Source organism: Citrobacter sp. MGH 55 (assembly GCF_016906145.1).
GTDB classification, from domain to species: domain Bacteria; phylum Pseudomonadota; class Gammaproteobacteria; order Enterobacterales; family Enterobacteriaceae; genus Citrobacter_A; species Citrobacter_A amalonaticus.
In genome coordinates, this window is the sequence record NZ_CP070239.1 from 4813488 (window position 1) to 4827417 (window position 13930).

General features: G+C 56.9%; 10 protein-coding genes and 1 tRNA gene. 9 read left to right on the forward strand and 2 right to left on the reverse strand.

Annotated features, from left to right (window positions below):
• Window positions 1-30 precede the first annotated feature (30 nt).
• Complete coding sequence (locus JTI98_RS20065; protein ID WP_216081729.1) at window positions 31-5634, forward strand: autotransporter outer membrane beta-barrel domain-containing protein; 5604 nt, start codon at window positions 31-33, stop codon at window positions 5632-5634.
• Between the two features lie 101 nt (window positions 5635-5735).
• Window positions 5736-5945 (forward strand): hemolysin expression modulator Hha, encoded by a 210-nt coding sequence (gene hha / locus JTI98_RS20070; protein WP_216082276.1) that lies wholly within the window; start codon window positions 5736-5738, stop codon window positions 5943-5945.
• Between the two features lie 158 nt (window positions 5946-6103).
• Here the strand turns inward: hha and JTI98_RS20075 are convergent.
• Window positions 6104-6180, reverse strand: a tRNA-Arg gene (locus tag JTI98_RS20075).
• A 242-nt stretch (window positions 6181-6422) separates the two neighbouring features.
• Between JTI98_RS20075 and folD the strand changes: the two genes are divergently transcribed.
• The 5 genes from folD (at window position 6423) to JTI98_RS20100 (ending at window position 10951) form a co-directional block, all read left to right on the forward strand.
• Entirely contained in the window at window positions 6423-7289 is an 867-nt protein-coding gene (gene folD, locus JTI98_RS20080; RefSeq protein ID WP_043001513.1) for a bifunctional methylenetetrahydrofolate dehydrogenase/methenyltetrahydrofolate cyclohydrolase FolD, read from the forward strand.
• A 1-nt stretch (window position 7290) separates the two neighbouring features.
• A complete protein-coding gene (gene ybcJ / locus JTI98_RS20085) occupies window positions 7291-7503 on the forward strand; it encodes a ribosome-associated protein YbcJ (RefSeq protein WP_043001514.1) in 213 nt (70 codons plus the stop codon).
• Between the two features lie 250 nt (window positions 7504-7753).
• The gene (locus tag JTI98_RS20090; RefSeq protein WP_216081730.1) at window positions 7754-9253 is read left to right on the forward strand and encodes a PTS transporter subunit EIIC; all 1500 of its coding nucleotides are present in this window, start codon (window positions 7754-7756) and stop codon (window positions 9251-9253) included.
• 84 nt (window positions 9254-9337) lie between these two features.
• Complete coding sequence (malI, locus tag JTI98_RS20095; RefSeq protein WP_216081731.1) at window positions 9338-10354, forward strand: Mal regulon transcriptional regulator MalI; 1017 nt, start codon at window positions 9338-9340, stop codon at window positions 10352-10354.
• 72 nt (window positions 10355-10426) lie between these two features.
• Window positions 10427-10951, forward strand: coding sequence for a metal-dependent hydrolase (locus JTI98_RS20100; RefSeq protein ID WP_090048804.1), 525 nt, complete (start codon window positions 10427-10429; stop codon window positions 10949-10951).
• A 90-nt stretch (window positions 10952-11041) separates the two neighbouring features.
• Here the strand turns inward: JTI98_RS20100 and cysS are convergent, their stop codons facing one another.
• Window positions 11042-12427, reverse strand: a complete 1386-nt coding sequence (gene cysS, locus JTI98_RS20105) for a cysteine--tRNA ligase (RefSeq protein ID WP_058587736.1) — start codon at window positions 12425-12427, stop codon at window positions 11042-11044.
• A 174-nt stretch (window positions 12428-12601) separates the two neighbouring features.
• Between cysS and ppiB the strand changes: the two genes are divergently transcribed.
• Window positions 12602-13096 carry a peptidylprolyl isomerase B gene (ppiB, locus tag JTI98_RS20110; protein WP_042324369.1) on the forward strand — a complete coding sequence of 165 codons (495 nt, stop codon included), beginning with the start codon at window positions 12602-12604 and terminating at the stop codon, window positions 13094-13096.
• 2 nt (window positions 13097-13098) lie between these two features.
• Complete coding sequence (gene lpxH, locus JTI98_RS20115; protein ID WP_044328452.1) at window positions 13099-13821, forward strand: UDP-2,3-diacylglucosamine diphosphatase; 723 nt, start codon at window positions 13099-13101, stop codon at window positions 13819-13821.
• Window positions 13822-13930 lie beyond the last annotated feature (109 nt).

Below are 13930 nucleotides of genomic sequence, written 5' to 3' on the forward strand. Positions count from 1 at the left end.
GGTAATGTGTCGGCCTTTAACTCCGGTGGCATGACCCTTAACCTGTCCGGTGAAGATTCCACCGGCGTACTGGTTCAGGGCGGCGCCCAGGGCAAAATCACCTCGAACGCTGATATCAACATGACTGCCGAAGGCGCGGTGGCGGGGATTGTCGACGGTCAGGGCTATGACATTAACGGTAACGCACTGGGTACTCCGGTTGCGGGTGTACTGGCGAATGCGGCGCTGGCAGCCGGCGCGGCGGGCTTTGGTACTGGTACCCTTCTGGTGACCGAGGCTGCGCTCAGCTCCGCGCTGGATGCGGTGACCGGGTTTATTGCCCGCAACGGTGCTGAAATCAGCAACGTCGGCAACATCACCCTCACCGGTGAAGACACCACCGGCCTGCTGGTTGAAGCGGGTGCCCGTGGGGGTAATACCGGCAGCATCACCATCGGTGCAGGCGGCACCGGTATCGTGGCGAAGGATGCAACCGGCACCCACACCACCGTGGTCAACAACTCGGGCAATATTGTGCTTAACGGCGGCGATGTAGCAAACCGTACCACCGGCATCCGTGCCAGCGGCGCACAAACCACCGTGAATATGACCGGCGGCACCGTGACCCTCAACGGCGACGGCGCCATCGGGGTCCGCGCCTCTGACGGGGCGACGGTGAACCTGTCCGGCACCGCCACGCCGGACTTCTCTGAGTCGGCCACCGACCAGATCCTGTTTGCCATTTCCGGTGCTGGCTCCACCATTAATACTGATGTACCGGCCAGTACCATCCTGGATGCATCCGGAACGCGTTCCACCCTGTTCCGTCTCGAAGATGGGGCGACAATGGACGGCGATATCCAGGTGGCGGCCAGCGGCCAGGAAGCGACGGCGCTCTATGCCACCGGCCCCGGAACCCACGCCACGATCGGCAGCGGCAGTGCGCTGGATATCAGCGGCGCAGGCGCCACGGGGGTGATTGCCTCCGGCGAGGCCACCATTGACATCGAAAGCGGTGCCTCGCTTGCCCTGACCGGCACCGGCGCACGCGCCGGGATTGTGGACGGCAACACCTACGGTTCTGACGGTTCGCTGATTTCCACCAACAGTGGGGCAGTACTGAACAACGCGGCCACCATCACCTCTTCGGTCAACGGTGCCACTGCCTTTACCGCGCAGAACAGCGGTACCCTTGATAACAGCGGCGACATTGTCCTCACCGGTACCGGATCAACGGCGGTGAAAGTACTGGGCGGTGAAGTCGGTAACAGCGGCAATATCACCGCGAACGGCACCGCCCTGTATGTCGGGGCCGGTGACCAAGGGCAGAGCTCCACCATCACCAACAGCGGAACCGTGCTGGCCACCAACGGTAACGCCGCCATTGAGCTGGCCGCCGGGGCGCTGAACCTGGTCGGCAGCGGCGTGGGCACGGTTGAAGCCCGCGGCACGGCTGATGGTGTGCTGGTAAGCACCGGTGCCACCGGGCTTGATGTGAACGGGGCACACATCATCGTTAACGCGGCAGGCGCCACGGGGAACGGTATTGAGAACGCCGCGAACCTGACCGACCTGCAACTGACGAACACCACCATTGACGTGGCGAACGGTGCCGGGGTGCGTACCTCGGTGACCATCGACAAAACCAACAGCGGTCTCATCACCGTCAGCGGTAACGGTGAGGGGATTGCGTTCGAAAATGCCGACGGCAGCGCCACCACCGGTAACCTCGACCTGTCCGGCTCCTCCGGCCTGACCATTAACGTCACCGGCGCGGGCGGTACCGGCATTTATGCCAACACCACCGGCACTGTGGACACGGCGGCGTACGTCACCGTGGGCAACGCGGCGGGCGGCCCTGCCCTGAAACTGGGCAGCGGCGTCACGTCTGCCACCAACCGCGGCATACTGGAATCGGCCAGTGCCACGACCTCCACGGTTGATACGGCGAATGCCACCACCTTCACCAACGCGGACACCGGGGTGATTACCGCCTCCGCCGCCGGCACACCGACGCTGGCGATGAGTGCGGCAAATGCCACGATGAACAACGCCGGGCTGATTAACGGTGACGTGGTGATGAACGGGGCGAATGCCACGGTGAACAACACCGGCACCGTCAGTAACAACATCACCACAAGCAGCGGCAATAACGCGGTGACGGTGGACGACGGTATCGTGGGCGGCAACATTGCGCTCAACGGCAGCGGCACCAACACCGTCCTGCTGACAAACGGCGCGGATGTGAACACCGTCAGCGGCTCTGCGGGTGTGGATACCGTCACCGTACTGGGCAACGGCAACACCTTTAACGCCCTTTACGGCGGCAGTGGTAACGCCACGGTGGCCTTTAAAGGGGTGACCGAAGGTTTCACCATGGACGGCACCGGTGCGCGAATCAACAACTACAACCAGGTGAACCTGCGTGAGGCGTCCCTGTTCACACTGAACAGTGGCTACGCGCTGGGCGGTAAACCGGCAGGCGGCGCGGCGTTTGATATTGATGCCACCTCGGTTCTGGCGGTGAACAGTCCGGCTGCCCGTACCTTCACCAATAAACTGACCGGCACCGGGACCATGGCGGTAAATGCCAGCGGGGCGGTATTTGATTTTGCCACCACCACCGGCAGCGCCTTCGCCGGGACCGTGGACCTGAGCAATGCGACCCTGTCGCTTGACGGTGTGAACACCACGGCCATGACGAATGCCACCCTGAACGTGAATACCGGCAGCTTCACCACGGTGGGTAACGGTGAACAGGCGATTGGCGGGCTCAGTTTTGAGGGCGGCTATATGGCCTTTAACGCCACCGCGCCGCATGACATCGTGGCCGCCAGCCATGTGACGGTGAACACGCTGGATGCCTCAGGCAGCGGCACGGTACAGGTGAACATTCCCGACCCGTATGTACCGGAAATAGCGACGGACACCACCTCGTCCCTGATGACCCAAGATGACACCAACGTTGGTGTACAACTGGTCAGCGCAGCGAACGTCACCGGCAGCGGGGGTAACCTGACACTTGTGGACCAGTACGGCCTCGACATCCCGGCTGCGATGCAGGTCGATATTGCCCAGGGCGGGAACACCGTGGCGAAAGGTACCTACGATTACCGCCTGACCACAGCACCCGGTGACGGCCTGTACGTGAACTACGGCCTGACAGAGCTTGAGTTGCTGCAGGACCAGACCCTGACCCTTGTCGGAACACCGGGGGCCACCGGCGCGGCGGCAGACCAGTCCGCCCGCATCACCGGCAGCGGTAATCTGGCTGTCAGCACCACCGATAGCGACGTGCTGTCGCTGTCGAACAGCAGCAACGATTACACCGGCAGCACCACCGTGGTGGGCGGCACCCTGCGTACCGACGTGGACGGCGCGCTGGGCGACACCGCAAAACTGGCGATTCACAGTGACGCGAAAGCGGACCTTAACGGCACTGTGCAGATGGCAGGTCAGCTGGCAAGCGATGTTAATTCCGTCCTCGACGTGAACGGCGGCTCGCTGAGCCTGGCAAACGGTGGTTACAGCAACGGCAGCCTGACCGGCAGCGGTAAGCTGAACGTAGACGGCGGCGTGCTGTCCATCGACGGTGCCAACAGCGGCCTGAGCGCCACCACCACCATCAGCAGCGGTGCCGAAGTGGTCATTAACAACGCGAAAGGCGCAGGTACCGGTGATATTGCCGATGAAGGTATCCTGACGCTGGACGGTGCGACCGGCACACTGGCAAATAATATCAGCGGTACTGGTCATGTTGACGCGACTAACACCACAAACGCCGCCGTCACCGGTGACAACAGCGGCTTCAGCGGCCTGTTTAACATTGATGACGGCAGCAACCTGACCGTCAACAAACAGAACCACCTCGGTACCGCATCCGTCAACGATAACGGTCTGCTGACCGTGAACACCGGCAGCGACTGGACACTCAGTAACAGTGTCAGCGGCAGCGGTGACCTGACCAAAGCCGGTACCGGCACCCTGACCCTAACACAGGACGCTGCGGCGTACACCGGCACCACCGGCATTAACGCCGGTGAACTGGCGCTGGGCAGTGACGCGGACTCCGCCGTGGATATGGCGAGTGGTCTGGTGAACGTGCTCAACGGAGGCACCTTCACCGGTTACGGCAGCACCGCCGGGGATGTGAACGTCATGCAGGGCGGTACCATGCAGATGACCGATTTTCTGGTCGGAGGCAGCCTGACCAACAGCGGCTCAGTCCTGCTGATCCGTGAAGACGGAACGCCGGGTAACACCCTGACGGTGAACGGCAACTACACCGGGAACAACGGTCTGCTGGCGCTCAACACCGTACTTGGCGATGACAGCTCAGTGACGGACAAACTGACGGTAGAGGGCGACACGGCTGGCAATACCCGTGTCAGCGTGACCAATACCGGCGGGACCGGTGCACAGACGGTGAACGGTATCGAGGTCATCCAGGTCGACGGCAACTCAGCGGGGAGCTTCGCCCTGACCACCGGGACCGTGGAAGCCGGGGCCTACGTATATACCCTGGCGAAAGGGGCCGGAGCAGCGGCGAAGAACTGGTACCTGACCAGTAAATGGAAAGACAGCACACCGCCGCAGGATGAGCCAGATCCGATTGACGTTGACCCGTCGGAACCGACACCACCGGTAGTCGATCCGACCGCCCCGGACGCGCTGCGCCCGGAAGCCGGCAGCTATATCAGCAATATCGCGGCAGCCAACACGCTGTTTCACCACCGCCTGCACGACCGTCTCGGTGAACCGCAGTACACCGATGCGCTGTATAACGGTGAGGAGAACGTCAGCAGCATGTGGATGCGCCACGTCGGCGGTCACGAACGTTCATCTTCCGGTGACGGCCAGCTGCAAACACAGAGCAACCGCTATGTGCTGCAGATTGGTGGCGACATCGCGCAGTGGAGTTCTGACGGACTAGACCGCTGGCACCTGGGCGTGATGGGCGGCTATGCGAACGAGCACAGCAACACCCGCAGCGACCGTGTTGGCTACGGCTCTGACGGACGCGTCAGCGGCTACAGCGCCGGTCTGTACGGCACCTGGTACCAGAACGATGCGGACAAAACCGGCATGTATGTGGACAGTTGGATGCTGTACAACTGGTTTGACAGCAGCGTGGAATCAGACCACCGGGACAGCGACAGCTACAAATCGAAAGGTCTGACCGCATCCGTCGAAGCGGGTTATACCCTGAAAGCCGGAGAGTTTTACGGCAGCGAGGGCACACTGAACACCTGGTATGTGCAGCCGCAGGCGCAGGTCACCTGGATGGGCGTGAAAGATGATGCGCATCGCCGTAAAGACGGAACCCGCATCGAAACGCAGGGCGACGGCAATATTCAGACTCGCCTCGGGGTGAGAACGTATCTGAGCAGTCACCACAAAATGGATGACGGTAAACAGCGTACCTTCCAGCCATTCGTGGAAGTGAACTGGATCCACAATACGGAAACCTGGGGCGTGAAGATGGACGGGACAAAAGTCAGCCGCGATGGCGCGCGTAATCTGGGCGAAGTCCGCACCGGGGTGGAAGGCAAGCTGAACGACCATCTGAGCGTGTGGGGCAACGTGGGTGTGCAGATGGGCGATAAAGGCTACAGTGATACCCAGGGCATGGTGGGGGTAAAATACAGCTGGTAAGTCATGTGTCTGAAATAGGCGGAGCCGGGAAACCCGGCTCCGTTTTTCGTGAAATCACCGGAGCCGTAATCAGGAATATGCATTTATCAGGAAGAGAGATGATGTCAAAAACAAAGCAGGAATGGCTTTTCCAGTTAAGGGAATGTACCTGTCAGGCAACGCTGGATAAAGTCATCGAAAAAAATAACGATGAACTGGCAGAAGATGAACTGGTGAATTTTTACGCAGCAGCCGACCATCGACTGGCGGAGATAATAACGAACACCCTGTATGATAAAGTGCTGGCAGCCGTATGGTCGCTGGTTCGTTAAAAAAGAGGTGATCTTTTTATATCTTCCGGGCGTCCTCTCGCTTCAGGCGAGCCTCAGCCAGAGATATATCAGGATTAACACCGACAGGGAGTTTTTTCTCATTTCAGGGAATATAACGGATAAAAAGCGAATTCAGTAGAGGTATATTGACTTCGAAATGGCGCCCCCTACAGGATTCGAACCTGTGACCGACGGCTTAGAAGGCCGTTGCTCTATCCAACTGAGCTAAGGGAGCATTGAACTGTAATGCGGGTGACACAAAACTGGTCGGTATTATACGTTCACAACCTTAGCGGTCAATGGCTTTCCTCTCAACTGCTTGAGTTATGAGCATCCCATCTGTTTGCAGGGCAAATCCCCTTCAGATAACCCTCTAAAACAACGCCAATAGTAAGCGGTAACTGACAACCGCCTTCACTTCTGACAAAATAGCGCCATCCCCTTTGACGTGAAGTAACAGATGGAATCCTCTCTCTGATGGCAGCAAAGATTATTGACGGTAAAACGATTGCGCAGCAGGTGCGCTCTGAGGTTGCTCAAAAAGTTCAGGCGCGTATTGAGGCCGGGCGTCGAGCCCCTGGCCTGGCGGTAGTGCTGGTAGGCAGCAACCCGGCTTCGCAGATTTATGTGGCAAGCAAGCGTAAAGCCTGTGACGAAGTGGGATTCGTCTCCCGCTCGTATGACCTGCCGGAAACCACCAGCGAGGCGGAACTGCTTGAGCTGATTGATACGCTCAACGCCGACAACACTATCGACGGTATTCTGGTGCAGTTGCCACTTCCGGCAGGCATCGATAATGTCAAAGTGCTGGAACGAATTGATCCGGATAAAGACGTGGACGGTTTCCATCCTTACAACGTCGGTCGCCTGTGCCAGCGCGCCCCGCGTTTGCGCCCCTGCACGCCGCGCGGGATTGTCACCCTGCTCGAACGTTACAACATCGACCTCTATGGTCTGAATGCAGTCGTGATCGGTGCCTCTAACATCGTGGGTCGTCCCATGAGTATGGAACTGCTACTGGCCGGTTGCACCACTACGGTGACCCACCGCTTCACCAAAAATCTGCGTCATCACGTTGAGCATGCCGATCTGCTGATCGTTGCCGTCGGGAAACCGGGCTTTATTCCAGGTGAGTGGATCAAAGAAGGCGCGATCGTGGTGGATGTCGGCATCAACCGTCTGGAAAATGGCAAAGTCGTCGGCGACGTGGTATTTGAAGACGCTGCCGCACGTGCCTCGTACATTACGCCCGTACCGGGCGGCGTGGGGCCAATGACGGTGGCCACACTTATCGAAAACACGCTACAGGCGTGCGTTGAATATCACGATCCTCAGGACAATTAATATGGCAACCTTTTCTTTAGGCAAGCATCCTCACGTTGAACTGTGCGATTTGCTGAAACTGGAAGGCTGGAGTGAAAGCGGCGCCCAGGCGAAAATGGCGATTGCCGAAGGTCAGGTAAAAGTTGACGGCGCGGTAGAAACCCGCAAGCGCTGTAAAATTGTGGCCGGCCAAACCGTGAGTTTTGCCGGACAGACCATCACCGTAACAGCCTGAGCGGTCTGACACCTCAACCCGATCTCTCCTTCGGAGATGTCGGGTTGAGGCTCCCCTTCTCCTCCCCTATCACCCTACGACCATAGCGGTTAATTATCGATCAACTTCAAAGAATCACGATTTCATTTGATGAAGCGTGAAATTTCAGTTGCGCAAAATCCACGCCTTCATCACGATAAGTAGAACGTTCTACTATAACGTTCTACTTACAATAACAGCGTCAATAAAAACGCTACTCGGGGGAATCAGCATGAGTCTGATATCAGGGTTTTTTAAATCGTTGTCTAAATTATCAATGATTGGTCGCGCTTTAATGCTGCCAATTTCACTACTTCCTGCTGCGGGCCTGCTGCTGGCCTTCGGGGATAAATTCCATCTGCCGCTGATGATGAACGCAGGCGGCGTTATCTTTGATAACCTGCCGATGTTGTTTGCTATCGGCTCTGCCGTCGGTCTCGCTTCAGAATCGGGTATTGCCGCGCTGTCGGCGGCGGTCTCCGTGTTTGTCACCAATATCACCATCAGTACGGTGCTGAGCATCACGCCGGAGATGGCCTCCCAGGGCGGCAAATACGCGATGGTGGTCGGAATCCCGACCCTGCAGATGGGCGTCTTTGGCGGTCTGATCTGCGGTATTCTCGCCGCCTGGTGTTACAACCGCTTTCATACCATGCAGTTACCGGAATTCCTCGGTTTCTTCTCCGGTAAACGTTTTGTGGCCATCGCCACCGCGTTTCTCTCCTTCGTGCTCGGTCTGCTGCTGCCCTACGTCTGGCAACATATTCAGTCCGGTATCGATGCGCTCTCGGTGGTGGTTAACGGCGATAATCAGGCGGTCTCAACCTTTATCTTTGGCCTGGTTGAACGTGCGCTGATCCCGCTCGGTTTACATCACATCTGGTATCCCTCTTTCTGGTATTCCTTTGGGGATTACACCACTCAGGCCGGCCAGGTGATCCACGGCGATCAGACCATCTGGTTCAAAATGCTGGAGGAAGGGGTCAAATCCTTCAGTAGCGATACCTATCAAAACGCCGGTAAGTTTATGCAGGGCGAGTTCCCGCTGATGCTGTTCGCGCTGCCTGCGGCATGTCTGGCGATGTATCACGAAGCACACACGAAGAATAAGAAAATTGCCGCCGGTATTCTGTTCTCGGCGGCGCTCACCTGCTTCCTGACAGGGATCACCGAGCCGGTTGAGTTCACCTTTATCTTCGTGGCACCGATTCTGTACGTCTTCAACGCCGTGATGGCGGGTCTGGCCTATATGACCATGTACCTGCTGCATGCGCATATTGCCAAATCGTTCTCCGCCGGTTTCATCGACTACCTGTCGTTTGGCATTCTGCCGTCCTTCAATGGTTATCAGACCAACTTCCTGAACGCCATTATCATCGGTGTGCCGATGGCGCTGATTTACTACTTTACCTTCCGCTTTGTCATTCGCCGTTTCGATATCAAAACGCCAGGTCGAACCGAAGTGACCGCCAATGCCAACGACAAGACGGATACGGAAATTGCCACTGAAATCATCGGCCTGCTGGGCGGTGCGCAGAATATCGACTCCGTCGGCTCTTGCATCACCCGTCTGCGTCTGGAAGTGGCGAAAAGTGACGTGGTCGATAAAGACGGTCTCAACGGCCTCGGCGCGCGCGGCGTGGTCTTTGTCGGCGACAACGGTATCCAGGTGATTTTCGGTGCCAGAGCACAGTTTATCGCCCAGACCATGTCCACGATGATCGGCAAATAATAAGATGTCTGAGTGACACGTCTCCTGTACGCTGGGAGACGTTGTTGTATCAGGCTGATAACCGGTAATTTTCAGGGAGCGATTTTGAAGAAAGTCAGCATTATTGATGTGGCAAAGCTGGCGGGCGTTTCGGTCTCAACCGTTTCGCTGGTGCTACGCCAGAAAGGGAAAATCTCAGAGGCAACCATTGAGAAGGTTCATGCCGCCATCAATACGCTTGGCTATGTCCATAACATCGCCGCGGCGAATCTTCGCGCTAACACCTCTAATTTGATCGGCCTGATCCTGCGCGATTTTAGCGACAGCTTTTCCATCAAGGTAATGGCAAGCATTGTTCAGGAACTGGAAAAAAACGGTTTTATGGTTTTTCTCGGCCAACCGCTTAACGATGGCGATCACCTGGAGCGCTGTCTGCTGTCGTTTAAGCAGCAGGGCGTCGCCGGGGTGATTTACCTCGCCTCTGATAATCGCGCCTCAACATTGCCAGAGAAAATCCGCCACTGCCCGCTACCGCTGGTGGTGGTGTCTCAGTCGCTACTGGAAGACAAATGCGATCTGGTGATGCGCGATAATCGCCAGGCCGCGAATCTGGCGACCCGCTACCTCATTCAGCGCGGGCACCGTAATATCGCCTATATCGGCGGTCAGGAAGGCTGCCACATTCGTGAGCAACGACTGCTGGGTTTTCGCAGCGCGATGACGCAGAACGGCCTGGTGTATCGCGAAGAGTCCGCACCAGCCTGTAGTGACGATACTCAGGCGGCGGGGCTCGCCACGCGCCAGTTACTGGAAAAAAACAACACCTTCACCGCCCTGCTTTGCCATTCTCCCGCCGCGATGATTGGCTCGTTCTCCGGCATTCATCAGGTTGGGCGCACGGTCGGGAAAGATGTTTTCCTCACGCAACAGGTTGCCCTGATTGGGTTCGAAGACATGCTCCACGTGAATCTGACCTCGCCGTCATTGACCTATGTTTCATCCGCCAGTGAAGAGACCGGACGCCAGGCGGCAGTCCTTATGATGCGCAAACTGAAAGAGCCGGCGCTACAAATCCAGCGCATTACCCTTTCCGGTCAACTGGTCGTGCGCGAATCGGCGTAAATTCGGAATTCACCCGCCTCCTCTCCCCGCTTGCCACTGCTATATTGCTATGATTTGCCAGGGATAATGACAATGCCTACCGTTATCACGCACGCCGCCGTCCCGATTTGCCTTGGGCTGGGTCTGGGACTGAAAGTCATTCCTCCACGTTTACTGTTTGCCGGGATCGCGCTGGCAATGCTACCGGATGCCGACGTCCTTTCATTCAAACTCGGCGTGTCCTACGGGAACGTGTTCGGACACCGAGGGTTTACCCATTCTCTACTGTTTGCGTTGGTGGTTCCGCTGCTCTGCGTGTGGATGGGGCGGCGATGGTTTAAAGCCGGGTTAATGCGCTGCTGGTTGTTTTTGACGGTTTCGCTGCTGTCGCACAGTCTGCTGGACGCAATCACTACCGGCGGCAAAGGAGTTGGCTGGCTGTGGCCGTGGTCGGACGAGCGCTTTTTCGCACCATGGCAGGTGATAAAAGTCGCGCCGTTTGCCCTGTCGCGCTACACCACGCCGTACGGGCATCAGGTGATTATGTCCGAGTTACTGTGGGTGTGGTTGCCGGGTGTACTGCTGATGGGGATGCTGTGGTGGTACCGGAAGCATTGAATTGCCGGATACGACGCAAAGCGTTTTATCCGGCACGGCTCAGGTATGTTGTCGGCCGGATAAGGCCTTAGCCGCCATCCGGCAAGAACGCTACTTACGACGCCAGGTCGTCCCCTGCGGGCCATCTTCCAGCACGATGCCCATTTCGTTCAGACGGTCACGCGCCGCATCCGCCGCCGCCCAGTCTTTGGCTTTACGGGCATCCAGGCGCTGTTGAATCAGCGCTTCAATTTCCGCGACTTCACCGTCATCCGCCTGCGCACCGCTTTGCAGAAACGCTTCCGGATCCTGCTCCAGCAGTCCCAGCACGCCAGAAATCTTACGCAGATGAGAGGCCATCGCATTCGCGGCGGCCATATCTTCACTCTTCAGACGGTTCACTTCACGCGCCATGTCGAACAGTACGGAGTAGGCTTCCGGGGTGTTGAAATCGTCATTCATCGCCTCAACAAAGCGCGCTTCAAACGCCTCGCCACCGGCTGGCGCGACCGACGTATCCGTCCCGCGCAGCGCGGTGTACAAGCGCTCCAGCGCAGAACGCGCCTGCTTCAGGTTCTCTTCACTGTAGTTCAACTGGCTGCGATAGTGGCCGGACATCAGGAAGTAGCGCACGGTTTCCGCGTCGTAATACTTCAGCACGTCGCGTACGGTAAAGAAGTTACCCAGCGATTTGGACATCTTTTCGCGGTCAACCATCACCATCCCGGAGTGCATCCAGTAGTTCACGTACTCACCGTCATGCGCACAGGTGGACTGGGCAATTTCGTTTTCGTGGTGCGGGAACATCAGATCAGAACCGCCGCCGTGGATATCAAAGTGATTACCCAGCTGTTTGCAGTTCATCGCGGAACATTCAATGTGCCACCCAGGACGGCCAGCGCCCCACGGTGACGGCCAGCTCGGCTCGCCCTCTTTGGACATTTTCCACAGCACGAAGTCCATCGGGTTACGTTTCACATCGACCACATCCACGCGCGCGCCGGCCTGCAGTTGGTCCAGATCCTGGCGCGACAATTGACCGTAGTTTGGGTCGGTCGGGACATCGAACATCACGTCGCCATTGTCCGCCACATAGGCGTGACCTTTGGCAATCAGCTGTTCAGTGATTTCAATGATTTCAGCGATATGGTGAGTCGCGCGCGGCTCCAGGTCCGGACGCAGAATATTTAGCGCATCAAAGTCGTTGTGCATTTCGGCGATCATACGATCCACCAGCGCGACAAAGCTTTCGCCATTTTCATTTGCGCGTTTAATAATTTTATCGTCAATATCGGTGATGTTACGCACGTACTTCAGCTTGTAGCCCAGAAAGCGCAGATAGCGCGCCACCACGTCAAACGCCACAAACGTACGGCCATGACCAATATGACAGAGATCGTAAACGGTAATACCACACACGTACATGCCGACTTCCCCGGCATGAATGGGTTTGAATTCCTCTTTTTGGCGCGTCAGTGTATTAAAGATTTTTAACATCGAAGATTCCGTGTAAGACGTGTGTGGATAACAAAGTCTGTATAATACCCATAATTCGGACGGGAAGCAGCACACTTTGCGAGGTGATCGCAGCGTGCGGTTATGCTATAACACCTCCCTAACTCTGACCCTTAGTTGGGTTAAAGCACTACTATATCGGAACAGGATGCAAAAATGGTTACTTTCCACACTAATCACGGCGATATCGTAATCAAAACGTTTGATGATAAAGCGCCTGAAACAGTTAAAAACTTCCTGGACTACTGCCGCGAAGGTTTTTATAACAACACCATTTTCCACCGTGTGATCAATGGTTTTATGATTCAGGGCGGCGGTTTTGAGCCTGGCATGAAACAGAAAGCCACCAAAGACGCTATCAAAAACGAAGCCAACAACGGTCTGAAAAACACCCGTGGTACGCTGGCAATGGCGCGTACTCAGGCTCCGCACTCTGCAACAGCGCAGTTCTTCATCAACGTTGCCGACAACGACTTCCTGAACTTCTCCGCCGAAAGCATGCAGGGCTGGGGCTACTGCGTCTTTGCGGAAGTGGTTGAAGGGATGGACGTGGTTGACAAAATCAAGGGTGTTTCTACCGGTCGCAGCGGCATGCACCAGGACGTACCGAAAGAAGACGTCATTATCGAAAACGTGACCGTCAGCGAGTAATCGTGACGACACTGTTTATTGCAGATCTTCATCTCTGCACGGAAGAACCGGCGATCACCGCCGGTTTTCTGCGTTTTTTAGCGGGTGAAGCCCGTCAGGCTGACGCCCTGTATATCCTGGGCGACCTGTTCGAAGCGTGGATTGGCGATGACGATCCCAACCCGTTACATCGTGAAATCGCCACCGCCATTAAAGCGGTTGTTGATTCCGGCGTCCCCTGTTTCTTCATCCACGGTAATCGTGACTTCCTGATTGGCAAACGCTTCGCCTGCGAAAGCGGCATGACGTTGCTCCCCGAGGAAAAAGTACTCAATCTGTACGGTCGCCGGGTGCTTATCCTGCACGGCGATACGCTGTGCACCGATGACGCGGGTTATCAGGCATTTCGCGCAAAAGTCCATCAACGCTGGCTGCAAACGCTGTTCCTCGCCCTGCCGCTGTGTATTCGCAAACGCGTGGCCGCCCGAATGCGTGCCGACAGTAAAGCCGCTAACCGCAGCAAATCGCTGGAAATCATGGACGTCAACCCACATGCGGTGATCGCGGAAATGGAAAAACATCATGTCCAGTGGCTGATTCACGGCCATACTCACCGTCCTGATGTCCACCCGCTCACGGCTAATGGCGAACCCGCCTTTCGCGTCGTGTTAGGTGCCTGGCATACGGAAGGATCGATGGTTAAAGTCACGCCGGACGATGTGGAACTGATCGCTTTCCCGTTTTGAGAAAAAGCCCCCTCATTATCGACTGGAATACTCGCGATGATCATTAGTGCCAGCCGTCGCACCGATATACCCGCTTTCAACAGTGAGTGGATGTCAATATTGCTACGCG